The organism is Megasphaera jansseni (genome assembly GCF_047974155.1).
Taxonomy (GTDB): Bacteria; Bacillota; Negativicutes; order Veillonellales; family Megasphaeraceae; genus Megasphaera.
Genome location: NZ_JBHYRR010000004.1, coordinates 62,274 through 85,348, shown reverse-complemented (window position 1 = coordinate 85,348; position 23,075 = coordinate 62,274). Strand labels below are relative to the sequence as shown.

The following is a 23,075-nucleotide window of genomic DNA, read 5'->3' as shown; positions in this document are numbered from 1 at the left end:
ATTTTTATGAATATGCGGAAGAAAAAACTTCTCGCCCTGATGGTAACCAGTGCGATGATGACGTGCCCTGTTTGGGCTGATGATACGACAGCGGCGACAGGTTACGAGTCGTCGGGCAGCCAGACGGTTACATCTGGCTCGGCAGCCGCTCCGGCGGATGACCAGAAAACAGCTGTCAATACGGTCGTAACTTCGCCTAGCGATGAAACGACAACGGATGCCATGAAAGCTGCAAAATCGGGCCTGACCGGCTACGAAACGGCAGAAGAACTGGCAGCTATTGCAGCTGGCAAGAGCCCGGAAGCGGTTCAGCAGGAAACAGCAGAAGCTGTCCACAAGGAAAATGAAATCCTCAATCCGGCTCCTGTCGATACGACGCCGCAGATCACTGGCGATAAAGTCAGCTACATGAGCGGCACCAGCGACATGCAGTTCGATACGTCCATTCCCGGTTATCCCATGGCCGTCGTCCAGGCCGGTCAGGATGTTTCCCTGCCCTACGGTGAATCCGTCACCGATGCCGACTTGAAACCTTATGTCGACAAAGTAGCTACAGCCGTTACGGTCGGCCCCGTACCGGAAGCCCAGATTGAACAGAAGCTCCTGCCTCAGCTGGCCATGCGTGTCGGTGATGCCGTCAACATGGACTACATCCGCCACGACCTCAACGTCATCGGAGCGACGGGCCTGTTCTCGACGGTCAAGCCGTCCTTTACGACCGTACCGGAAGGCGTGTCCCTGAACTATACGGTCCAGATGAATCCTGTCGTCAAGAAAATCGACATCGTCGGCAACGAATCGATCAGCACCGATGATTTGATGAAACTCGTCGCTACGACGCCGGGGGCGACGCTCAACACGGCCGTCGTCAGCCACGACGTAGCCAATATCAACACGGCCTTTGCCAATGCCGGTTATATGATGAGCCGCGTCTCCGATGTCCGCCTCGACGACGAAGGGACCCTGCACATTGCTATTTCCGAACCGCGCATCGAAAATATCAATCTCCGCGGCAATACCAAGACCAAGAATAAGGTCATCATGCGTGAACTGCGTATGAAGAAGGGCGATATCTTCAATAAGAACGCTGCTAGCCGCAGTATCCAGCGTGTTTACAACACGGGCTATTTTGAAGACGTCAACGTCCGCCTCCTGCCGGGCCAGCGCAATCCGAAAGACGTCATCGTCGAAATCGACGTCACCGAACAGAAGACCGGTTCGGTCACCATCGGTGCCGGTTACTCTGATTCCGACGGCCTCGTCGGCATCCTCGGCCTGGCCGAAACGAACCTGCGCGGTACGGGCGATAAAGCCAATATCAGCTGGGAATTCGGCGGCAACACGGATACCAATAAGAACTATATCTTCTCGTATACCCATCCGTACCTCAACGATGCCGGCGACTCCATCGGCTTCAGCATCTTCGACCGCGAATCGGAATACGATGACTACAATGAAAAAGGCGATTCCGTTGCTGAATACGACCGCCGGACCAATGGCTTCAACATTACTTACGGCCGCGTCCGCAGCGAATACGTCAGCGACTACGTCACCTTGGAAACGAAGAACACGAAATACACCGATTACGATAGCGGCTATAATTATCGCGAATGGCAGAATGATCCGACTTTGCCTTCGGAATATCGAAATTATTTGAACAACAACTTCGGCCGCACCAACAGCCTGACCTGGTCCCACGTCTTCGATAACCGCGATAACGTTTATGATCCGACAAAAGGCAAACGCCTGTCCTTCACGGGTACCTGGGCTGGCCACGGCATGGGTGGCGACTTCGACTACTTCAAGTTCATCGCTGAAAACCGTCTGTACTATAAAGTCGGCCGGGCCCACGTCATCGCCGTCCGCCTCATGGGCGGTATCGCAACCGGCGATATGCCCTACAACGACCTCTTCACCCTCGGCGGTGCCGACACATTGCGCGGCTATGAAGACGATGAATTCCGTGGCAACAAGATGTACGAAGCGACCATCGAATACCGCTATCCCATTGCCAAGAAGATCCAGGGCGTCGTCTTTACCGACCTGGGCAATGCCTGGGGCGGCGTAGAAAACATCCCCTGGTACCATGAAAACAATAAACTCCATTATTCCGGTGGTATCGGCTTCCGCATTACGACACCAATCGGGCCTATCCGCCTGGATTACGGCGTAGGCCAGGATGGCGGCAAGTTCCACTTCAGCTTTGGCGGTAAGTTCTAAGACAATGAAAGGTCGTGGATGATGAAGATCCGCACTTATTTATTGACTGTCTTTGCCGTCTGTGCTAGTCTTAGTAGTGCTATAGCAGCATCGGTAGAACAAGTGACGGTCCATGTCGCCTCCGTAGAGGAAGCGATTCCGCCATTAGTCGAAAAACGCATTGCTGCCAGCATCCAAACCGTAGGGAACCACGTATTCCTCAATCACGACAGTGGGGAAATCAGCAGCCGTCATGAAGAATACGAGCGAACCGTCAACGATATCATCAACCGCGTCCTCATAGGCTATACGGTGGAATCCATTGCCATCCATCCCGGCAGCCAGACGGACCTGGATGTACGCATCCGCCCCTGGGGCGATACGATCCGCAAAGTACACTTTGCCATCGACTACGGAGCCCTGCCGGCCATGGGCCAGGCTCTGGTCGATAAGGACCTGGAACACGCCGGGGACATGGCCGAGAGCCTGCTCACGGGACTGCCCGTCGATGCCCTGGATTGGGCCAACGGGGCCGTCAAATCAGTTCTGGAGAATGAACTGGAAGAACGAGTGCCGGAATTTTATCCGCACATCGTCATCCACGGCGGGCCAGAAACGGATGTCACCGTCTATATGCTGCCCAAGCTGCCGGTCGTGCGCAATGTCCGCGTCGCCATCAAAGGCGATGATGTGCCCAAGGTCATTTTCCTCAGTGCCCGCAACCATCTGGAACGGGACTATGCCGGCCTGGACGGTCTGCCCGTCGCCTTTGTCCAGCGCCATGAGCGCGACATTGCGGCGGCATTGCAGGAAGACGTCCAGCGCCAGTGGGTCGTCAAGAACTACGGACTCCACGTGACGCCGTCCTTGGCGCTCGGTGAAGATACGACCATCGACCTTATGACGCAGACGGCATTTTATGACATCCGCGGCGGCGCCTATATCGACGCCGGCCGTGACCACAGCAGCGACGAAGATACGGTCCTCATGGCCCATCTGGGCCGCAAGATCGGCAGCCATCATGAAATCTACGGTGCCGTCAAGTTCATGCCTTCTTCGCTGGACTGGAATTTCATTCCCGGCTACTTTTACCGCTTCAGCAGCGGGACCGAAGCGGGATACCAGTTCGAGAGTCTCGACGACAGCCAGCACCTGTGGCTGCGCCAGCCCTTAGGCGGGCGGTGGACCCTGCGCTACGACCGGGACCTGACGCATGACGATTCCGAAGTGGGCCTTCACTATCGCGTCGATGATTATGTCGGTTTGGAATATATCGTGTCCGACCACGATGCTTGGCTCCGGATTATCGGTTATTTGTAATACAAAAGGAGAAGTTTTATTATGATGTCTGAAATGGGTAAGAAACGCAATATCAAGATTTTTTCGGCTGTTATTGCAGCCATCTTCGTCTTCAGTGTCGCCGGCCTGGCTATCATGCAGACGGGCAACCCTGTCAATGCGGCTCCGTCGAGCAACATCGGCGTCGTCGATACGAGCAAGATCATCACGCCGGATAATCAGGACGCCGTTGCGGCACAGAAACAGCTCCAGCAGGCTGGCGAAGATATGCAGAAACAGTTTGAACAGCAGTCGGCCGGCATGGACGACCAGCAGAAACAGCAGCTCTTCCAGAAGATGCAGGGCGAACTGGCTACGAAACGTCAGGAAATCTTCAAAGGCATCAAAGATAAAGTCGACAATGCGGTCAGCGATGTCGCCAAGACCAAAGGCCTCAGCCTCGTCGTCGACAAGAGCGTCGTCCTCTATGGCGGCACGGATATTACCGACCAGGTCGCTAAAGAGCTGAACAAGAACTCCAGCTCCAGCAGCTCCGACAGCAGCGCTAACAGCTCCAGCAGTTCCAGCAGTTCCAGCAGTTCGGACAGCTCCAGCAGCAGTAACCAGTAAGGAGTCTTTATGAAACGGATATATGCGGCAGCCGGTGCCGCGGTCCTCATGGTCTGTCTCCTTGCCGGCTGGTGGTTCTTCAGCCATCGCAGCCAGCCGGCCGCTTCGACAGCCGCGACGCCGGTCTATGCCTATGCAGACCTGGAACACGTCGTCATGAGCCACCCGCGTTATAGCGAGTATCACCATTTAGAACTGGAATACAACGCTATGGTTGCCCAATATCAGTTTGAACAGTGGAACTATTCCCAGAAGGCAGCTGCCGAAGGGACGTCGGTCCAGAATTTTGCTGCTGCCGATGCCGCAGGTACGGCCGCCCTCGACCAGGAACTGCAGGCGAAAGTCGCCCTCAAAGAGAACGAGCTCAATAACCGGCTGAAGCAGCGGTACGATTCGCTCGTTCAGGAAAAGAAGACGACGACGCCTGTCATTTCCCAGGCCGACACGTTGAAAATCGTCAATCTCCAGTTGAAGCTGAAGACCCTGTCGCTATCCAAAGAAGAACGGGCAGCGACGGAGGAACAGCTCCAAACCTTGCTCAAAGGCAGTCAGGCCGACGTCCAGGTGACCAATCGGACAGCCGATGAAATCGCAGCCCTCATGGCACCGGATAAGGCCCAGGCCAAGAAAGAGCTCGATGACTACGCCCAGCAGGTCAAGAAAGACCTGGAAGGGCGCAAGGCTGACAGCCAGCAGGTCTTCCAGCAGCAGCTGGGCGTCTTGCAGGACCGGCCGGAACCGGCTGTGTGGAACAAGGAATGGAAAGATAAACTCGATGCAAAAGAAAAAGAAATGAAAGATGTGAAAGACGCCATCATGGCAGATATCCGCGATAAAGCCGCCGATGTGGCCCAGGAACAGGGCTTCGAGATGATCTTCGCCAACTACGAAGGCATTGGCACGGCTACGGATGTTACAGATGATATTATTGCCAAGTTGGCATAACAGGAGGCTTTTAGCAATGAAAAAAGTTTGGAAGCGCTTAGGAATCGTCGCCGCAATGCTGGCCCTGACGGGTATGCTCGCCGGCTGTGGCGGAAAAGATAATGTAGGCGTCGTCGATATGTCGCGCGTACAGAAAGAAGCGCCCCTGGTCCAGCAGTATAAGCAGAAGACCGAAGATAAACAGAAATCCATCGAAAAGGAATTGCAAGATGCACAGCAGTCCATGTCGGCTGAAGATTTCCAGAAGAAACAGCAGCAGGCCCAGCAGGAACTCAATATTTTCGGTGCCAGCATGCAGCGTCAGTTCATGTCGGACATCCAGAGCAAGTTAGGCGACATCGCCAAGGATAAAAATGTCGGCATCATCGTCGTCAAAGAAGCCGTTCCTTCCGGCGGCATCGACGTAACCGACGATTTAATTGCCAAATTGCAGTAAAAAAAGGGGTTGTATATCGTGAAGAAAACAGTACAGGAATTAGCAGTATTGCTGGGCGGTACGGTCATCGGCAAGGGTGACGCCGTCATTGAAGACGTGAAGGGCCTGGCCGAAGCCGGCCTGCAGGACATTACCTTTGCCGTCGATCCGTATACGGAATATTTGCCGCAGGTCCATGCCGGTGCCGTCATTGTCGAAAAAGAAGTTCCTGCCGGAGATAATACGCTCGTCGTCGTAGAAAATCCCCGCCTGGCTTTTTCCCAGCTCCTCGTGCTGTTTCACCCCCGCCAGTCGGTCACACCGGGCATCCATCCGACAGCTATCATCGATAGCACTGCCGTTGTTGGTGAAGACGTTGCCATCATGCCTTATGCCGTCATCGGCAAGAACGTCGAAATCGGCAAGGGCACGACGATTTATCCTTACGTCTTTTTAGGCGATAATGTCAAGATCGGCGAAGGTTCGGTCCTCTATCCCGGTGCCGTCATTCACGAAAACTGCGTCCTCGGCAAGAACGCCGTCATCCGGGCTCACGCCGTCATCGGCGGCGAAGGCTTCGGATTTGCTACGGAAAAGGGCAAGCATACGCGCATCCCGCAGATTGGCAACGTCACCATTGGCGACGACGTCGAAATCGGTGCCTGCACGTGTCTCGATAATGCGACCCTGGGTTCGACGAAAGTCGGCAGGGGGACGAAAATCGATAACCTCGTCCATCTCGGGCACAACGTCGAAATCGGCGAAGACTGTTTCCTCATTGCTCAGACGGGCATCGCTGGCAGCACCAAGGCCGGCAATCACGTCATCTTTGCCGGTCAGACCGGCTGTACCGGCCATATCACCATCGGGGACAATGCCGTCTTTGCTGGCAAGTCCGGCATTACGGGCAATGTCAAGGGCAATCAGGTCTATGCCGGGTTCCCCATCCGGCCCCATATGGAATGGAGCCGTACTCAGGTCTATCTGAAACACCTTCCGGAAATGGCCAAGACCGTCAAGGCCTTGCAGAAAAAAATCGCTGAGCTGGAAAAGAAATTAGAACAACAGTAAGAGGATTTGCCTATGTACACCTTTATGAAATGTCTGAGCTGGATCATCTGCCACATTCCAGAAGGCTGTCGCCGGGCCCTGGGCACCTTTTTAGGTGCCTTTTTCTGGACTTTCGTCCCGAAGAAGCGCAAGGTCCTGGCCCAGCAGCAGATATTGGACTGCGGCCTGACCGATGACCCGGAAAAGGCCATGGCCATCGCCAAGGCCAGTACGGTCCGTTTCGGGCCGATGATCATCGAAGTCCTATCGTATCCGCGCTATACGAAAGACATCCTCGATGAAAAGATTACCTGGCACGGCAAGGAATACCTGGATGAACTCAAGGCCAGCGGTGAAGGCGCCGTCTTCATGGCATCCCATGCCGGCAACTGGGAACTCCTGGGAGCCGTCCTGGCCATGAATGGCTATCCCCTCATCTCCGTTGCCCAGGAACAGAACAGCAAGAGTGCCGATACTTTCATCAACGAGTACCGGGCCATGATGAAACAGCACGTCACCTATAAGACGGGCATCCGCGACATGGTCCGCTTCCTCCGGGACGGTCACTACATCGGCCTGCTCATGGACCAGGATCCGGGCTATACGGGCATCATGGTCAAGCTCTTCGGCATGGATACCCTGACGGCTGACGGGCCGGCCAAGATGGCCGGTATCGCCAATTATCCCATCGTATCGACCTTCATCCATGAAGACCGGCCGTACCACCACGTCGTCGAAGTCCTGCCGCCCATCAAGCCGTACACGGCGGATCATAAGCTCTCAAAAGAGGAAAAGAACCGCATCATGTACGAAACGACACAGGAACTCAACAATCGCCTGGAAGCTCATATCCGCAAGTACCCGGAAGACTGGTTCTGGCTGCACAACCGCTGGAAATGGACTAAACGGTATAAAATAAAACAAGCTGAAAAAGGACCTGTCGCGTGACGACAGGTCCTTTTAAGCCGTTAGCAGCCAGCTGTTAGTAGTTAGCGTATGGCTTTAAATTTAAAAGCATCCCCTAGCCCCTAACCCCTAGCCACTAACCCCTAGCCCCTAACCCCTAGCCACTAACCACTAACCACTCAAAAGAGGCTGTCTTCATGGGACAGCCTCTTTTTTGCCTGGCAGTCCACGACAAACGGGGTAAAAAATGCTATGATTAAGGAAAGACATTCTTCATTTAGGAGGGACGATCGTGAACATTTTCTTATATCTCATCGCTATCATCTGTTTTGCCGTGCCCAGTTACAACTGGTTTGCTACAGGCCATCTGTCCGGGACGTTCAGTCTCGTTTTCGGCGTCTTCATCCTCTACTGGATACACAGACGCAATAAGAAGAAATTCAAGCCGGAATTGGAATTTTCCAGCGGCAATGAAGAAGTGGACAAACTGAATGACGAACTCTTCAGCAAAGCTGTCGACGATTTCAATGCCATTGAAAAAGAGATGAAACATATCGATGATAACGAATTGCGCAAGCAGCTGCGCAAGATGCAGGGCATTGCCAAGAATTTCCTGGCCTATCTGCAGCAGCATCCGGAACGGATGAGCCTGTCCCGGCGCTTCGTCGACTATTACCAGGACCGGGCCCTGCTCCTGGTCCGCAAGTACCAGGAGCTGGAAAAGACGGGTCTGGAAGCACAAGAAGTGCAGCAGGCGAAGCGGGACATCAAAGAAATCCTGGATAAATTCGACGAAGCTTATGAAGACCAGTTCTCCAAGGTCCTCAATGCCCAGCTCATGGATCTCGACGCCGAGATGAAAGTCATGAAGCAGAACATGGCCGCCGACGGCATCCGGACGGAACAGCCCCAGCCGGAACCGCAGGCCAAGCGCAGTGATGACCTGGTCGGGACGATCATCGATTTAGCCGACCAGTTCTTGAATACAAAAAGAAAGTAGGTAGATATTATGGCCGATATCAATTTGAATGACCTTTTAGAAAAAAAGCAGGCTGAAAGCCAGAAAGCCCTGCCGGTTGTCGATGAAAAGCATGAAGTGGCTCATTTCAATGCCCAGGTCGAAAGCTTGACGCCGGAAGAACGGCAGCAGGTCGACACCATCAAAGATGCCATCGACCTGGTCAATTCCAATGCCATCGTCCAGTATGGCAGCGCCGCCCAGAAGAATATCGCTACCTTTTCAGACAGCGTCTTGTCGACGGTCAAGAGCACGGACCCGTCGGCAGCCGGTGATCTGCTCAACGACCTGGTCAAACGGGTCAAGACCTTTGAAGACGAAAACGATGAGGACAAGGGCTTCCTGGCCAGCCTGCCCGTCGTCGGCTCGCTGTTCAAGAAACGCGAAGCCCTGACGCAGTCCTATACGACGCTGGCCGCCCAGATCGACAAGATACAGGCCGGCCTGGACAGCCAGAAGATGACCCTCATGAAAGATATCGCCATGTTCGACGGCCTTTACGATAAGAACCTGGAATACTTCAAACAGCTCCAGCTCTATATCCAGGCTGGCGAAGAAAAGATAGAGGAACTGAACCTGACGACGATTCCCAAATTGGAAGCCCAGGCCCAGGTTTCAGATAATCCCATGGCCGTCCAGGTCGTCCAGGATTTCAAGGATTCTGTCAACCGCTTTGAAAAGAAGGTCCACGACCTGAAAATCAGCAAGACCATTGCCATCCAGACGGCGCCGCAGATCCGCATCATCCAGAATAACGACAAGATCCTCGTCGACCGCATCCAGAGCGCCATTTACAATACCATCCCTTTGTGGAAGAACCAGATGGTCCTGGCGCTCGGATTGGGACGGCAGAAAGAAGCTCTGGAAATGCAACAGGCCGTGTCCAATACGACCAATGAGCTCCTCAAGCGCAACGCCGCCATGCTCAAGCAGAACTCTCATGATACGGCCGTCGAAAATGAACGGGCCATCGTCGATATCGAAACGGTCAAGCAGGTCAATGAAGACTTGATCAGCACTATCGAAGACACGCTGCGCATCCAGCAGGAAGGCCGTCAGAAGCGGCAGGCCGCCGAAGCGGAACTGGTCCAGATCGAGGACCGCCTGCGGGAAGCCCTGCTCAAAGGTGCCGGTCACAATTAGAGCCAGCCGAATTTTTTGCAGGCTTCCAGGATCCCGCCCTTATCGTTGTCGCCGGTGACGTAGTCGGCATGGGCTTTCAGCTCATCCCGGCCGTTGCCCATGGCGATGGAGAAGAAGGGCTTGCGGAACATGGTGATGTCGTTCATGCCGTCGCCGAAGACGACAGCGTCTTCCGGCCGGCCGCCGACGAGTTCCAGCATGCGCAGGATGCCGCGGCTCTTATCGGTCGGTTCGATGAGGTATGTGTGATCGATGTATTCCAAGTGGGGCAGGCCGTATTTCGGCGGTTCATCTTCGAGGCGCTGCGGCCGGGCGTACATGATTTTATAGACCGCCGTCAGGCTTTCGATGGCGACGGGGCGGACGACGGTTTTCATGTAATTGCGCGGGTCGTCATGGGGAAAATCGTCATACGGCGTATAGCGGTTGATGGTGTTGTCGGTGACGACGGCCCAGGGATAGTGGCGGTCCGTCAGGTCGCGCAGCAGGGCCTTGCAGTTCTCCAGGGGCAGGCCTGTCATTTCCAGGATTTTCCCATTCAGGGACAAACTGTTGCCGCCGTCGGCGACGACAGCCGGTATGCCATAGCGGTCGGCGAAGGTCTGCGTATCGTGCTGCAGGCGTCCCGATGCGATGGCGATGAAATGGCCTTCCTGGACGAGGCGGCGCAGGCAGTACAGCGTATCTGCCGGGATGACGCTGGAGATCCCCAGCCCCAGGGTCCCGTCGATATCGAAGAAAAAGTATTTTTTCGTCATGATAGTATCCTTTCTCGGAAATTTAGTAAACTTCTTTATTATAGCATATATAAATTTCTCCCAAAATCCCCTTTTGCCATTGACAGAAGGGGTCCTTTTTTTACATAATAAAGTGAATGTCTATTTATTTTCGATCACATATAAAGGAGCGATTTGACTAATGAGCACCATTGATACGACTTGTGTAAATGCCATTCGTGTATTGTCGGCTGACGCTATCCAGAAGGCAAACTCCGGCCATCCCGGCCTGCCTCTCGGCGCAGCTCCCATTGCATACGAACTTTGGGCAAACCACATGAACCACAACGCAAAGGATCCGAAATGGGCGAACCGCGACCGCTTTATCCTCTCGGCCGGCCACGGCTCGATGCTGTTGTATTCGCTGCTCCATTTCTACGGCTACGGCCTGACCATGGACGACATTAAACAGTTCCGTCAAGACGGCTCCTTGACACCGGGTCATCCGGAATACGGCCACACGACGGGCGTCGAAGCGACGACGGGCCCCCTCGGTGCCGGCCTGGGCATGGCTGTCGGCATGGCCATGGCAGAAGCCCACTTGGCTGCTATTTTCAATAAACCGGGCTATCCTGTCGTCGACCACTACACCTTCGCTCTCTGCGGCGATGGCTGCCTGATGGAAGGCATCTCGTCGGAAGCTTTCTCCCTGGCAGGGACGCTCGGCCTTTCCAAACTCATCGTCCTCTATGATAGCAACAACATCTCCATCGAAGGCAATACGGACATCGCCTTTACGGAAAATGTCCAGGCCCGCATGGCTGCTTTCGGCTTCCAGACGATTACCGTCGAAGACGGCACGGATCTCGACGCCATCGGCAAAGCTATCGAAGAAGCCAAGGCCGATAAGGAACATCCGTCGTTCATCACCATCAAGACCCAGATCGGCTATGGCTGCCCGGCTAAACAGGGTTCGGCTGCCGCTCATGGCTCGCCGCTGGGTGAAGAAAACATCGTCGCTATGAAAGAAAACCTGGGCTGGCCGAAACCGCAGGAAACGTTCTACATCCCCGACGAAGTCTATGCTCACTATGCTGAATTGAGCCAGAAAGCCGGCGCTGCAGAAGCGGATTGGCAGAAACTCTTTGCTGACTACGCTGCCAAGTTCCCCGATATGAAAGCCAAATGGGATGCTTTCCACAGCGATGTCGATGCGCAGGCTCTCCTGAATAATGAAGATTTCTGGGCTTATGAAGATAAACCGCAGGCTACGCGCAGCTTGTCCGGTACGATGATCAACCGCCTGAAAGACATCATGCCCCAGCTCTTCGGCGGCAGTGCTGACCTGGCTCCGTCGAACAAGACGGAAATGAAAGGCGAAGGCTTCTTCAGCAAGAGCGATTACAGCGGTCGCAACGTCCACTTCGGCGTCCGCGAACTGGCTATGGGCGCCATCACCAATGGTCTGGCCCTCCACGGCGGTATCCGTCCGTATGCCGGCACGTTCTTCGTCTTCAGCGATTACATGAAACCGATGATCCGCCTGGCTGCCCTCATGAGCCTGCCGACGACGTATGTCCTCACGCACGACAGCATCGGTGTCGGCGAAGACGGCCCGACTCATGAACCAATCGAACAGCTGGCTATGCTCCGCTCCATTCCGAACGTCAACGTCTTCCGTCCGGCTGATGCTACGGAAACGGCTGCCGGCTGGTACCTGGCTGCGACCAGCCAGAAGACGCCGATGGCTCTCATCCTGACCCGTCAGAACCTGCCGCAGCTCGCCGGCAGCAGCAAGGAAGCCCTCAAAGGGGCTTACGTCATCGCCGATGCCAAGAAAGCCGTTCCCGATGCCATCATCATGGCCAGCGGTTCGGAAGTCGAATTGGCTGTCCATGCGAAAGACGAACTGGCTAAAGAAGGCGTCGACGTCCGCGTCGTCAGCATGCCTTCGATGGAACTCTTCGAACAGCAGGATGAAGCCTATAAAGAACAGGTACTCCCGAAAGCTGTCCGCGCCCGCGTCGCTGTCGAAGCCGCTTCGGACTTCGGCTGGGGCAAATACGTCGGCCTCGACGGCACGACCGTTTCTATGAAATCCTTCGGTGCTTCCGCGCCGGCCGGTGTCTTGTTCAAGAAATTCGGCTTCACCACAGAAAACGTCGTAGCTGCCGTAAAGAAAGTCGTAAAATAATCGTGGTTCGTGGCTCGGGGTTCGTGGCTCGCAGGGAACGTCAAAAGGCGTCCCGCAGGCCGCAGGTCGCAGTTAGCCGTTCGTAGGGGCCGTCCCAAAGGGCGGCCCGCCGCGTCTTTGCGGGATTCTCACATATACGGAAACGGGCGCCCCACGTGGCGCCCCTACTAACCCCTACCCCCTAACCCCTAACCGCTAACCCCTAGCCCCTAACCGCTAACCCCTTAAAAGGGCTTGTCATTGTGTGACAAGCCCTTTTTCATTTGTCAAGGCTTGATTTTTCTTCTATATTTTATTATACTAGATGCAAGAAGAAACCCTACTGTGTACGTAAATGGTCTCGATGTTTTGAACCAACACTTTTTACATTGGGAGTTCGGGCTCTATATTGTTAGGCAATGCCTTCACTGGACTGTCGACCTTTATAGGAGAACACCCACCTGCTTAGGCAGGCTCAAAACTCGGTTTATAAACGGCATGGTGGGGCTCTTTTCTTATTCGAGAATTTAGTTATATGTCCGCCGCTGAGGAGACTTGGCGGCGTTCTATTTAGTCTGGAGAGCAAACAAATGAGCGGAGACGATTTATTTTCTATGGCTGATGAACGGAGTGGCCGGGACTATGCGCCGCTGGCCGTCCGTATGCGGCCGGAATCTTTGGATGACATCTATGGCCAGGACGACCTCATCGGGCCCGGCAGTTTTCTGCGGACCCTCATCGAGAAGGACACGATCCCGTCGCTTTTATTTTACGGTCCCTCTGGCGTCGGCAAGACGACGCTGGCCCACGTCATTGCCAATGAAACGGACAGCCGTTTCGTAACCCTCAACGCCGTCACAGCCGGGACGGCGGAACTGCGCAAGGTCATCGCAGCGGCGCAGGATGCCATCCATTTATATCAGAAGCGGACGATCCTCTTCATCGATGAAATCCACCGCTTCAATAAAAGTCAGCAAGACGTCCTGTTGCCCTATGTCGAAGACGGGACGGTCATCCTCATCGGGGCGACGACGGAAAATCCTTACTTTGAAGTCAACCGCCCCTTATTGTCGCGCCTGCGCGTCATCCAGCTGAAGCCCTTGCCGGAACAGGCCGTCATGGCCGTCCTGCGGCGGGCCCTGACCGATAAGGAGAAAGGCCTGGGTTCGCTGGGCATTACGGCCAGCGATGAGATGCTGGGGACCCTGGCCCGGCTGGCTGACCGCGATGCCCGCGTCGGCCTCAACCTGCTGGAACAGGTCTGCATGGTCGTCCCCGCTGGCGGTCATATCACGCACGACGCCATTGAAAAAGTAGCCGGCCATAAGGTCTATACGTACGATAAGAAAGGTGATGCCCATTACGATACGGTGTCGGCCTTCATCAAGAGTATGCGCGGGTCTGACCCCGATGCGGCCCTGCACTATATGGCCCGCATGATCGACGCCGGCGAACAGCCGTCCTTCATTGCCCGCCGCCTGGTCATCTGTGCGGCCGAAGACGTAGGATTGGCCGATCCCCAGGCCCTGGTCATCGCCAATGCCGCCGCCCAGGCCGTCCAGTTCGTCGGCTGGCCGGAAGGGCGCATCATCCTGTCGGAAGCTGTCATTTATGTGGCCTGCGCGCCTAAGAGCAACAGCGCCTATATGGCCATCGATGCCGCCCTGGCCGATGTCCGCCATAAAGACTGCGGCGATGTACCGGATTATCTGCGCGACAGCCATTACAGCGGCGCCGCCGCCCTGGGCCATGGACTGACCTATCAGTATCCCCACGATTTCGATGGGGGATGGGTCGCCCAGCAGTATCTGCCGGATGCTTTGAAAGGGGCGTCCTATTATAAGGAACGGCCTTATGGACAGGAAGGAAGTATGGCGGCTGCCTGGCATAAGCGCCGCGGCGGCAAGTAATCTATTAGTAGAAGGTGAACTGTTTTGACAAAAGGAAAGACCCGTAAAACCAGCCGCACTAAGCGGACGGCTGGCACGCGTCAGAAGGCGAAGACTGCCAGGAAGGCAGGGACGTCGCCACTTTTGAAATATGAAATCATAGGTATTTGTTGTATCCTCGCCGGCGTCTTTGCGACGGCCGGCTTCATCGGCGTCGATACAGGCCGCATCGGTCACAGTGTCGACGATATTTTATCGTATATCTTCGGTCTGGGGCGGATTGTCGTCAGTCTGTCCCTCATCGTCCTGGGCCTGAAATACATCGTCATCCGCAAGGCCTGCCCGGTATCGAAATCCTGGGCTGTCGGGACGTGGATCTATATCCTCCTCCTGGGGCTGGTCCATTTGCTGGTCATCCCGGAAGGGACGGAGTTCCTGCCTCACAGCCTGTCCGTCGGCGGCGGGATCATCGGGGCCGTCATGGCCTCAGTCCTGCGGCGGTTTCTTGGATTTTTTGGAGCTGTCATGGCTATTACCGGTGCCTGCATCGTCACTTTCCTGGTCTGGAAGAATTGGTCTATTTCTAAGCCTGTGGCTGTCGTAGCCGACAAGGCCGGCCAGGAAGCGGCCAAAGTATCGGGCAAGGCCGTCGAAGGCCTTCAGGACGCGTCCCAGTCCCTGAAACAGTGGCACGAACGCCGCCGCATCTTCGATTTGCAAGCTGAAGAAGCCAAGGCTTCTTCAGCTATCGTAGGGGACGTCCCGGAGCCTTTCCAGCCCGTCGGGTGCCGACCAACGGAAGGCGCAAGCCGGTTGCTGGAACGGACAGCAGAGGCTGGGCGTCCCGCTTGTGGGAATCCCGCAGCCACGGAACAACCGGCTTCGGCCATTTCCGGTGCCCGCGACCTGGGCAACGGTGTCGAAGAAGTCCGTTTCGATGCCAGCCCCATCGAAGAGGACGTGCCTTACGACTGGGCCAGCGACGATTCCTACGAAGAGGTTCCGGAAATGTCGGAGGATACGCCTGAAGATTCCCAGCCTTACAGCCAGATACACGAAACCGTCGTCGGCGATACGACGCCGACGGCTCATGACGTACAGCCGGGACCGGAAGCCAAGGCGCTGGCCGGGGAAACCGATGTCCTCCGCCATGATATGGACGACCTCAAGCCCATCGAAGTCGAAAAGAGCAGTGTCGCTGTCGAAACCAGCGAAGAAGGGAGCAGTGCCGTCCCCAAAGCGGTTGGCGAAAAGACGTACCGCCTGCCGCCGGTGAGCATGCTCAAACCGGGTCCGCAGCACACAGTCGGCCTGAGCGACGAAGTCCGGGAAAATGCCCGTATCCTCCAGGAAACGCTGCAGAGCTTCAATATCGATGCCAAGATACTCAATGCCAGTCAGGGGCCGTCCATTACCCGCTATGAACTGGAACCGGCAGCGGGCGTCAAAGTCAGCAAGATTGTCCACTTAGCCGACGATATCGCCTTGAAACTGGCTGCTACGGATATCCGCATCGAAGCGCCTATCCCCGGTAAAGCGGCTGTCGGCATCGAAGTACCGAATAAAAAGCTGACTGGCGTCAATCTGCGCGACGTCATCGATACGGACACCTTCCGCAAGGCTGCCGGCGGCGTACCGGTCTGCTTGGGCAAGGACATTGCCGGCAACCCCATCGTCGCCGACCTGACCAAGATGCCCCATCTCCTGGTAGCCGGTTCGACCGGGTCCGGTAAGAGTGTCTGCATCAACACCTTCATTGCCAGCATCCTCTTCAAGCAGCGGCCGGAAGACGTCAAGCTCATCCTCATCGACCCGAAGGTCGTCGAATTATCCAATTACAATGGCATCCCGCACTTGCTGACGCCAGTCGTCACGGACCCGAAGAAGGCCGCCAGCGTCCTGCGCTGGGCTGTCCGGGAAATGGACGACCGCTATAAACGCTTTGCCATCACGCATACGCGGGATATTTCCCGTTATAATGAACTCCATCCCGAAGACACGATGCCTTTCATCGTCATCATCATCGACGAATTGGCTGACCTCATGATGATGGCGTCGGACGATGTCGAAAAATCCATCATCCGCCTGGGCCAGAAAGCCCGTGCCTGTGGCATGCACCTCGTCCTGGCCACGCAGCGGCCGTCTGTCGATGTTCTGACGGGCCTCATCAAGGCCAACGTCCCGAGCCGCATCGCCTTCGCCGTTTCCAGCCAGGTCGATTCGCGGACCATCCTCGACATGGCCGGGGCAGAAAAACTGATCGGCAAGGGCGACATGCTCTTCTATCCGCTCGGCGCTTCCAAGCCGCTCCGCGTCCAGGGGGCTTTCATCTCCGACTCGGAAATCGATGAAATGGTCGAATTCATCAAGGCCCAGGGCGGACCTCATTACGATGAAGCCGTCCAGAAAGCCCAGTCGGAAAATCCCGAAGACAGCATCGATTTCTTTGAAGACGACCTCATGCGCCAGGCCATCGACATGGTCCTGGAAACGGGCCAGGCCTCGACGTCCATGCTCCAGCGCCGCTTCCGCGTCGGCTATACGCGGGCAGCCCGCATGATCGATATGATGGAAGCCATGCATATCGTCGGCCCCAATAACGGCAGCAAGCCCAGGGAAATCCTCATGACGGCCGACGAAGTCCAGCAGAAGTATTTAAGCTGACCCCCTGTACCCCTGGCCGTATCTGTTATATAATAAAAGGTACGATTATAGAGAATGGGGAGAGGAACAACAGTGAATGAATCGTCGATCGGAGAAGTGCTGCGACTGGCAAGAGAACAACAAGGGCTGACACTGCAAGATGTGTCCGATGCCCTCAATATAAAGCGGGAATACCTGGAAGCCCTGGAAAAGGACGAATACGATGCCATTCCCGGCGCCGTCTTCGTTAAGGGCTTCATCCGCAATTACGGCAATTTCCTGGAACTGGACGGCATCGCCCTGGCCCGGGAATATAAGGAAAACGTCGAAGAACGGACACCGCAGCCGGAAGTGCGGACCATCATGCCCGTAAAGAAAAAGAAAGTCCGCAAGGACAGCAATAAAAAGAAGAAGCAGCGCCAGGGGAAATGGCCGGAAATCACCATCATTGCCGGCATCATCATTTTCCTGCTGCTCATCATTTGGATTTTAATTTAAATAAGGAGCCATATGCGCGAGAAATTCTTAGTAACCAGCCGGGAGGACATGGAACGCCGCGGCTGGGATCAGCTCGATTTTGTCTACATCAATGGCGATGCCTATGTCGATCACCCCGGTTTTGCCGCAGCCCTCATCGGCCGCGTATTGGAAAGCCGGGGCTATCGTGTCGGTATCATTTCCCAGCCCGACTGGCACAGTGCCGAACCGTTCAAGAAGCTGGGACGGCCGCGGCTGGCCGCTTTGATTACGGCTGGCAATCTCGATTCCATGCTCAATGAAAAGACGGCAGCCAAGAAATTCCGCAGCCGCGATAATTATTCGCCAGGCGGCGAAGCCGGCCACCGGCCGGAACGGGCGACTATCGTCTATGCCAACCGCATGCGGGAAGCCTATAAGGACGTGCCCATCATCATCGGCGGCATCGAAGCCAGCCTGCGCCGCTTTGCCCATTATGATTACTGGTCCAATAAAGTGCGCCATTCCATCCTCTTGGACAGCAAGGCCGATATCCTCAGCTACGGTATGGGGGAACATTCCGTCGTCGAAATCGCCGACGCCCTGGCCGAAGGCAAGACGGTCGCTGAAATGTACGACATCCGCGGCATCTGCTACGTCACCAGCCGGCCGCCCATTTCGGACAAGACCGTCGTCTGTCCATCTTACGAAGAAGTCAAGGCCGATAAGCTGGCCTTTGCCAAGGCTTTTAAGATGCAGTATGAAGAACAGGATCCCTTTTACGGCAAGACACTCATCCAGCCATCGGAGAACCGCTTCGTCGTCCAGACGCCGCCGGCCCTGCCGCTGACGACCCAAGAGATGGATGCCATCTACGAACTGCCCTTCCAGCGGCGCTGGCATCCCGATTACGACGCAGCTGGCGGCGTTCCGGCCCTCCATGAGGTCCAGTTCAGCCTGACCAGCCAGCGCGGCTGTTTCGGTCACTGCCATTTCTGTGCCATTGCCAGCCATCAGGGCCGCATCATCCAGCACCGCAGCCATGAATCGCTCATCAGAGAAACGGAGCGCATGACTCATCTGCCGGGTTTCAAGGGCTACATCCACGATGTCGGCGGTCCGACGGCGAACTTCCGCCACATGGCCTGCGCCAAGCAGCTCACGGACGGGGCCTGCCGCAACCGCCACTGCATCGGCAGCGAAACGTGCCCTAACCTTAATACATCCCACGACGATTACGTGAAACTGCTGCGGGAAATACGCAGCGTCAAAGGCGTCAAGAAAGTCTTCGTCCGTTCGGGCCTGCGCTATGATTACGTCCTGGCCGACCACAACAAGGCTTTCGTCAAGGAACTCTGCCAGTACCATGTCAGCGGCCAGCTGAAAGTAGCTCCGGAACACGTCGTCAAGCACGTGACGGACCTCATGGGCAAGGCCGACGTCCATGCCTTCCTGAAGTTCAAGGACTGGTTCGATGAAGCCAATCGGGAACTGGGGAAGAAACAGTATCTCGTCCCGTATTTCATGTCCAGCCATCCCGGCTGCACCCTGAAGGATGCCGTCGCCCTGGCCGAATTCCTGCGGGATATGCATATGCAGCCGGAACAGGTACAGGACTTCATCCCGACGCCGGGCAGCCTGTCGACGGCTATGTATTATACGGGCCTCAACCCCTTGACGGGCGAAAAGGTCTACGTCGCCCGCCGGCCGGAAGAGAAACAGATGCAGCGGGCCCTGATGCAGTATAAGAACCCGGCCAATTATGATATTGTCTATAAGGCTCTATGCCTGGCTGGCCGGCGGGACCTCATCGGTTACGGCCCGAAATGCCTCATTGCGCCGCGGCGCCATCAGACAGGAAGACGGCCCGATAAGGCCGGCCGTCATGCCGCTCCATCCCGCAGGCAGGGGAGGGGACCGGCTAAGACTAGAAAATTCAGGTGAAGCTAATGAAGAAATTCGTGCCTTTTATTGTGCTCAGCCTTTTCGTCATCCTGCTCCTGGGCCTGTGCGGCCCTATCCTGGAACAGCGCCAGCAGGAAGAAGCACAGCGGGCGTATGAAGCCGAACGCCATCTCGTCGTCTTTTCTGACTTGCCTCAGGATGTCAACGACGGCCTGGCCCAGCGCTTTTATGAACAGACACATCTGCGCGTCCAGATTTATTCCAAAAGCGACAGCGACATCCGCCAGTCCCTGAAGGTCGACGGCGGTATCAAACCGGACATCCTCATTGCCTCGGAAAACAACTTGCAGGCCCAGAAGAAAAATGGCATCTTACAGCCCTATGCCTCGCCGGTCACCGACAAGGTGCCGCCGTCCATGAAGGATCCGGAACAGCTTTGGAACGGCCTCTGGTATAATCCCATGGTCTTCGTCCTCAGCCAGTCCTATTACGAACGGCGGGGCATGCAGATCCAGACCTGGGACGATCTCTTGACGGATCCAGAAATGGTCCTGGCTTTCCCGGACTTGGCGTCCATGGATATGGCCGGTGAATTCCTCTGTTCTTTCGTAGAAATGAGAGGCATGGAAGACAGTGCCCGCTATCTAAGCTCGCTCCAGAGCCATGTAGCGGCCTATTCTAAATCCATGTCGGTCAATGTCCGCCGCGTAGCCAGCGGCGAAGCCGATATGGGTGTCGCCGATGCGTCCGTCGCCCGGCAGTATTATAATGATGGGGCGCCGATCTTTATCATCTATCCCCAGGATGGTACGTCGTATTGGCTGACCGGTGCGGCCGTCACTAACTGGTGTGAAGATGGGGAATTGACCAACGCCTTCATCGACTGGCTCTATTCGCCCGATGCCAGTGCCGTCTTGCGGCAAAAACACATTTTTTTGAGCGAAGCCCTGCCGCCGGCCAATCCGGAAGTCGATGCCAAAGGCCGGGAGCTCATCTTGTTCCCCGTAAAAAAACAGTATTCTGATCAAGGCCGCCGCGATTTGCAGGCCTGGTGGATCAAATCAATTCGCTTCGGAAAGGAAAAGTAAAGATACATGGAAAAAATCGGATTTGTCAGCTTAGGCTGCTCCAAAAACCTTATTGATACGGAAGTCATGCTGGGTATCCTCCGCGACCGCCATATGGAGATCACGGAAGACCTGGCCCAGTCGGATATCATTATTGTCAATACATGTACGTTCATTGAAAAAGCCAAGCAGGAATCCATTGATACGATATTGCAGGCTGCCCGTTACAAGACAGAAGGGAAATGCAAGATACTCATCGTCACGGGCTGCCTGAGCCAGCAATATAAAGAAGATCTGATGAAGGAAATGCCGGAAATCGACGCCCTCCTGGGGACCGGTTCGTGGGATCGCATCTGGGAAGCCATCGATACGGTCAAGAAAGGGCGCAAGGCCTGCTTTATGGATGACGTCAGCCATCTCTACAACCAGAATACGAGCCGTCTGCGGACGACGCCGAAGTACAGCGCCTATGTGAAAATCGGCGAAGGCTGCAATAACGGCTGTTCGTTCTGCATCATCCCACATGTACGGGGAAAATTGTACAGCCGCCCCGTCGATTCCGTCGTCGCTGAAGTACAGCAACTGGCAGCTGATGGCGTCAAGGAAATCAACCTCATCGCCCAGGATACGACGAGTTATGGCGTCGACCTGGCCGGTCATTCCCTCTTGCCGGAACTGCTGCGCCAGCTGGTGAAAATCGACGGCATCCGCTGGATCCGCCTGTTCTATCTCTATCCTCATTACTTTACCGATGAATTGATGGACCTTATCGTCAAGGAAGAAAAAATCTGTCCTTACGTCGACTTGCCGCTCCAGCACATTTCCCAATCCGTCTTGAAGCGCATGAACCGCCGCGATTCCGAAGAGGATGTACGCCGCCTCATGAAGAAGCTCTGCAGCCACGGCCGCAAGCTGACCCTGCGCTCGACGTTCATCGTCGGCTTCCCTGGCGAAACGGAAGCCGAATTCCAGGAACTCTGTGATTTCGTCAAGGAAACGGAATTCGACGACGTCGGCGTCTTCACGTATTCCCGCGAAGACGGTACACCGGCAGCCCTCATGGATGGCCAGATACCGGAAGAAGTCAAGGAAGAACGGTACCATCAGCTCATGGCTATCCAGGCCAAGGTATCGGAAATCCGCAATCAGGAACTGGAAGGGTCCGTCCATACGATGCTCGTCGAACGAGTTGAAGAAGAAAAAGGTGTCCGCCAGGCCGTCGGGCGCATTGAAATCCAGGCTCCTGACGTCGATGGCCTGACCTATCTGGAAGACGCCCAGGACGTACAGCCTGGCGATATGATTCCCGTCCGCATCGCCCAGGGCTTTGCCTATGACCTCGTAGCGGAACGGATGGATTAACCGAGGTGATCGCTTATGTTAGTGGAACTGGTTACGACAGGTTCCGAATTACTGTTAGGTGAAATTACCAATTATAACTCAGCTTACTTATCGAGGAAACTCAATGAAATCGGCTATTCTGTCATTTATCACACGACAGTCGGCGACAACCCGCAGCGCATGGAAGAAGCCCTCAAAACGGCACTGTCCCGCGTCGACATGGTCATCACGACGGGCGGCCTCGGGCCGACCCAGGGCGACATGACCAAAATCATCGGCGCCCGCCTCATGGGGCTGCCCCTCGTTTACGATGAAGCCATTGCCGAATCAGTCCGCCAATGGGTCCTCGTCCATCATGGCAGCGCGGCCATGACAGAAAACCAGAAGCGCCAGGCCATGGTCCCGCAAGGGGCCGTCCTCTTCGATAATGGCGCCGGTACGGCGCCGGGCGTGGCTATGCAGCAAGGCGGCAAGACCCTGGTCCACCTGCCGGGACCGCCGACGGAAATGCGCTGGATGTATGAAAACCGCCTGAAACCGTGGCTGCTCCAGACCTTTGGCAGCCAGGGATGCATCGCTTCGCGCTATATCAAAATCTACGACATGGGCGAAGCCTTCATCGAAGAGAAACTCATGGACCTGGTTAAGGAGCAGTCTAATCCGACACTGGCCATGTATGCCCGTCCGGGCTTCGTCGAAGTCCGCCTGACGGCCCGGGCTGACCGGGAAGACCAGGCGCGGGCCCTGCTGGCTCCGCTGGAAGGGGAAGTCCGCCGCCGGCTGGCCGGTCAGATCGTCAGCTTCGACGACGATACTATGGCCCATGTCCTGGGCCAGATCGTCCGCCAAGGCGGTTATTCCGTCAGCGCGGCCGAATCGTGTACGGGCGGCCTGGTGGGTTCGCTCATCACCGACGTGCCCGGGGCTTCCGATTACTTCCGCGGTTCTGCCGGGACGTACTGCAACGAAATGAAAGAAAAAATACTCGGCGTTTCTCACGATACGCTGGAACGATATACGGCTGTCAGCGCACAGACGGCTGCGGAAATGGCCGATGGCAGCCGCCGCCTGTATGGGACGGACCTGGCCGTCAGCACGACGGGCATCGCCGGTCCCGGCGGCGGTACGCCGGAACAGCCGGTCGGCCTGGTCTATACGGGCATCAGCGGTCCCTGGGGGACCGTGACCCACCGCAACGTCTACCACGGCGGCCGGGCTGAAGTCAAACAGCGGGCTGCCCTGCGGGCCGTCTATTACTTAGTCCACTACATAGTGACACATACAAAGAAAGCATAGTTAGG

General features: G+C 55.8%; 18 protein-coding genes and 1 other RNA gene. 18 read left to right on the top strand and 1 reads right to left on the bottom strand.

Annotated elements, in window-relative coordinates:
• The first annotated feature begins 6 nt into the window (after positions 1–6).
• The 9 genes from ACE418_RS02635 to ACE418_RS02595 all read left to right on the top strand — a co-directional run bounded on the left by ACE418_RS02635 (position 7) and on the right by ACE418_RS02595 (position 9,584).
• Positions 7–2,220 (top strand): BamA/OMP85 family outer membrane protein, encoded by a 2,214-nt coding sequence (locus ACE418_RS02635; protein WP_416449138.1) that lies wholly within the window; start codon positions 7–9, stop codon positions 2,218–2,220.
• 18 nt (positions 2,221–2,238) lie between these two features.
• Complete coding sequence (locus ACE418_RS02630; RefSeq protein WP_416449136.1) at positions 2,239–3,519, top strand: hypothetical protein; 1,281 nt, start codon at positions 2,239–2,241, stop codon at positions 3,517–3,519.
• 21 nt (positions 3,520–3,540) lie between these two features.
• Positions 3,541–4,107 carry an OmpH/Skp family outer membrane protein gene (locus ACE418_RS02625; RefSeq protein WP_416449135.1) on the top strand — a complete coding sequence of 189 codons (567 nt, stop codon included), beginning with the start codon at positions 3,541–3,543 and terminating at the stop codon, positions 4,105–4,107.
• Between the two features lie 9 nt (positions 4,108–4,116).
• Positions 4,117–5,052, top strand: coding sequence for an OmpH family outer membrane protein (locus ACE418_RS02620; RefSeq protein WP_416449133.1), 936 nt, complete (start codon positions 4,117–4,119; stop codon positions 5,050–5,052).
• A 16-nt stretch (positions 5,053–5,068) separates the two neighbouring features.
• Positions 5,069–5,488 (top strand): OmpH family outer membrane protein, encoded by a 420-nt coding sequence (locus ACE418_RS02615; RefSeq protein ID WP_020309649.1) that lies wholly within the window; start codon positions 5,069–5,071, stop codon positions 5,486–5,488.
• A gap of 18 nt (positions 5,489–5,506) precedes the next feature.
• Positions 5,507–6,538 (top strand): UDP-3-O-(3-hydroxymyristoyl)glucosamine N-acyltransferase, encoded by a 1,032-nt coding sequence (gene lpxD, locus ACE418_RS02610; protein WP_416449132.1) that lies wholly within the window; start codon positions 5,507–5,509, stop codon positions 6,536–6,538.
• Between the two features lie 12 nt (positions 6,539–6,550).
• Complete coding sequence (locus ACE418_RS02605) at positions 6,551–7,465, top strand: lysophospholipid acyltransferase family protein (RefSeq protein ID WP_416449131.1); 915 nt, start codon at positions 6,551–6,553, stop codon at positions 7,463–7,465.
• A 226-nt stretch (positions 7,466–7,691) separates the two neighbouring features.
• Positions 7,692–8,423: a 5-bromo-4-chloroindolyl phosphate hydrolysis family protein gene (locus ACE418_RS02600; RefSeq protein WP_416449165.1), complete on the top strand. Its 732-nt coding sequence runs from the start codon at positions 7,692–7,694 to the stop codon at positions 8,421–8,423.
• A 9-nt stretch (positions 8,424–8,432) separates the two neighbouring features.
• A complete protein-coding gene (locus tag ACE418_RS02595; protein WP_416449130.1) occupies positions 8,433–9,584 on the top strand; it encodes a toxic anion resistance protein in 1,152 nt (383 codons plus the stop codon).
• On the opposite strand, the gene ACE418_RS02590 is transcribed toward ACE418_RS02595, so the two are convergent.
• Complete coding sequence (locus ACE418_RS02590) at positions 9,581–10,342, bottom strand: HAD hydrolase family protein (RefSeq protein WP_416449128.1); 762 nt, start codon at positions 10,340–10,342, stop codon at positions 9,581–9,583. The two genes, ACE418_RS02595 and ACE418_RS02590, sit on opposite strands and share 4 nt — an antisense overlap.
• 160 nt (positions 10,343–10,502) lie before the next feature.
• Between ACE418_RS02590 and tkt the strand changes: the two genes are divergently transcribed.
• From tkt to ACE418_RS02545, 9 genes are all read left to right on the top strand, one after another.
• A complete protein-coding gene (gene tkt / locus ACE418_RS02585; protein WP_416449127.1) occupies positions 10,503–12,494 on the top strand; it encodes a transketolase in 1,992 nt (663 codons plus the stop codon).
• A 313-nt stretch (positions 12,495–12,807) separates the two neighbouring features.
• A non-coding RNA gene (gene ssrS, locus ACE418_RS02580) (6S RNA) lies at positions 12,808–12,985 on the top strand.
• A 78-nt stretch (positions 12,986–13,063) separates the two neighbouring features.
• Positions 13,064–14,383: a replication-associated recombination protein A gene (locus ACE418_RS02575; RefSeq protein ID WP_416449126.1), complete on the top strand. Its 1,320-nt coding sequence runs from the start codon at positions 13,064–13,066 to the stop codon at positions 14,381–14,383.
• Positions 14,384–14,407: 24 nt separating this feature from the next.
• Positions 14,408–17,026, top strand: a complete 2,619-nt coding sequence (locus ACE418_RS02570; RefSeq protein WP_416449124.1) for an FtsK/SpoIIIE family DNA translocase — start codon at positions 14,408–14,410, stop codon at positions 17,024–17,026.
• 72 nt (positions 17,027–17,098) lie between these two features.
• Positions 17,099–17,503 carry a helix-turn-helix domain-containing protein gene (locus ACE418_RS02565; protein ID WP_226884402.1) on the top strand — a complete coding sequence of 135 codons (405 nt, stop codon included), beginning with the start codon at positions 17,099–17,101 and terminating at the stop codon, positions 17,501–17,503.
• Positions 17,504–17,515: 12 nt separating this feature from the next.
• On the top strand, positions 17,516–19,405 hold the full coding sequence (locus tag ACE418_RS02560) for a YgiQ family radical SAM protein (protein WP_416449122.1): 1,890 nt from the start codon (positions 17,516–17,518) through the stop codon (positions 19,403–19,405).
• Positions 19,406–19,410: 5 nt separating this feature from the next.
• The gene (locus ACE418_RS02555) at positions 19,411–20,454 is read left to right on the top strand and encodes an ABC transporter substrate-binding protein (protein WP_416449121.1); all 1,044 of its coding nucleotides are present in this window, start codon (positions 19,411–19,413) and stop codon (positions 20,452–20,454) included.
• Positions 20,455–20,460: 6 nt separating this feature from the next.
• Positions 20,461–21,795, top strand: a complete 1,335-nt coding sequence (rimO, locus tag ACE418_RS02550) for a 30S ribosomal protein S12 methylthiotransferase RimO (RefSeq protein WP_416449120.1) — start codon at positions 20,461–20,463, stop codon at positions 21,793–21,795.
• 15 nt (positions 21,796–21,810) lie between these two features.
• Positions 21,811–23,070: a competence/damage-inducible protein A gene (locus ACE418_RS02545; protein ID WP_416449118.1), complete on the top strand. Its 1,260-nt coding sequence runs from the start codon at positions 21,811–21,813 to the stop codon at positions 23,068–23,070.
• Positions 23,071–23,075 lie beyond the last annotated feature (5 nt).

Excerpts from the sequence above, each read along its gene's own strand:
- ACE418_RS02625 (WP_416449135.1), top strand. The coding sequence starts at position 3,541 with ATGATGTCTGAAATGGGTAAGAAACGCAATATCAAGATTTTTTCGGCT.
- ACE418_RS02545 (WP_416449118.1), top strand. The coding sequence starts at position 21,811 with ATGTTAGTGGAACTGGTTACGACAGGTTCCGAATTACTGTTAGGTGAA.
- ACE418_RS02560 (WP_416449122.1), top strand. The coding sequence starts at position 17,516 with ATGCGCGAGAAATTCTTAGTAACCAGCCGGGAGGACATGGAACGCCGC.
- ACE418_RS02615 (WP_020309649.1), top strand. The coding sequence starts at position 5,069 with ATGAAAAAAGTTTGGAAGCGCTTAGGAATCGTCGCCGCAATGCTGGCC.
- ACE418_RS02555 (WP_416449121.1), top strand. The coding sequence starts at position 19,411 with ATGAAGAAATTCGTGCCTTTTATTGTGCTCAGCCTTTTCGTCATCCTG.
- ACE418_RS02590 (WP_416449128.1), bottom strand. The coding sequence starts at position 10,342 with ATGACGAAAAAATACTTTTTCTTCGATATCGACGGGACCCTGGGGCTG.
- ACE418_RS02605 (WP_416449131.1), top strand. The coding sequence starts at position 6,551 with ATGTACACCTTTATGAAATGTCTGAGCTGGATCATCTGCCACATTCCA.
- ACE418_RS02630 (WP_416449136.1), top strand. The coding sequence starts at position 2,239 with ATGATGAAGATCCGCACTTATTTATTGACTGTCTTTGCCGTCTGTGCT.
- ACE418_RS02635 (WP_416449138.1), top strand. The coding sequence starts at position 7 with ATGAATATGCGGAAGAAAAAACTTCTCGCCCTGATGGTAACCAGTGCG.
- ACE418_RS02575 (WP_416449126.1), top strand. The coding sequence starts at position 13,064 with ATGAGCGGAGACGATTTATTTTCTATGGCTGATGAACGGAGTGGCCGG.
- tkt (WP_416449127.1), top strand. The coding sequence starts at position 10,503 with ATGAGCACCATTGATACGACTTGTGTAAATGCCATTCGTGTATTGTCG.
- rimO (WP_416449120.1), top strand. The coding sequence starts at position 20,461 with ATGGAAAAAATCGGATTTGTCAGCTTAGGCTGCTCCAAAAACCTTATT.
- ACE418_RS02620 (WP_416449133.1), top strand. The coding sequence starts at position 4,117 with ATGAAACGGATATATGCGGCAGCCGGTGCCGCGGTCCTCATGGTCTGT.
- ACE418_RS02595 (WP_416449130.1), top strand. The coding sequence starts at position 8,433 with ATGGCCGATATCAATTTGAATGACCTTTTAGAAAAAAAGCAGGCTGAA.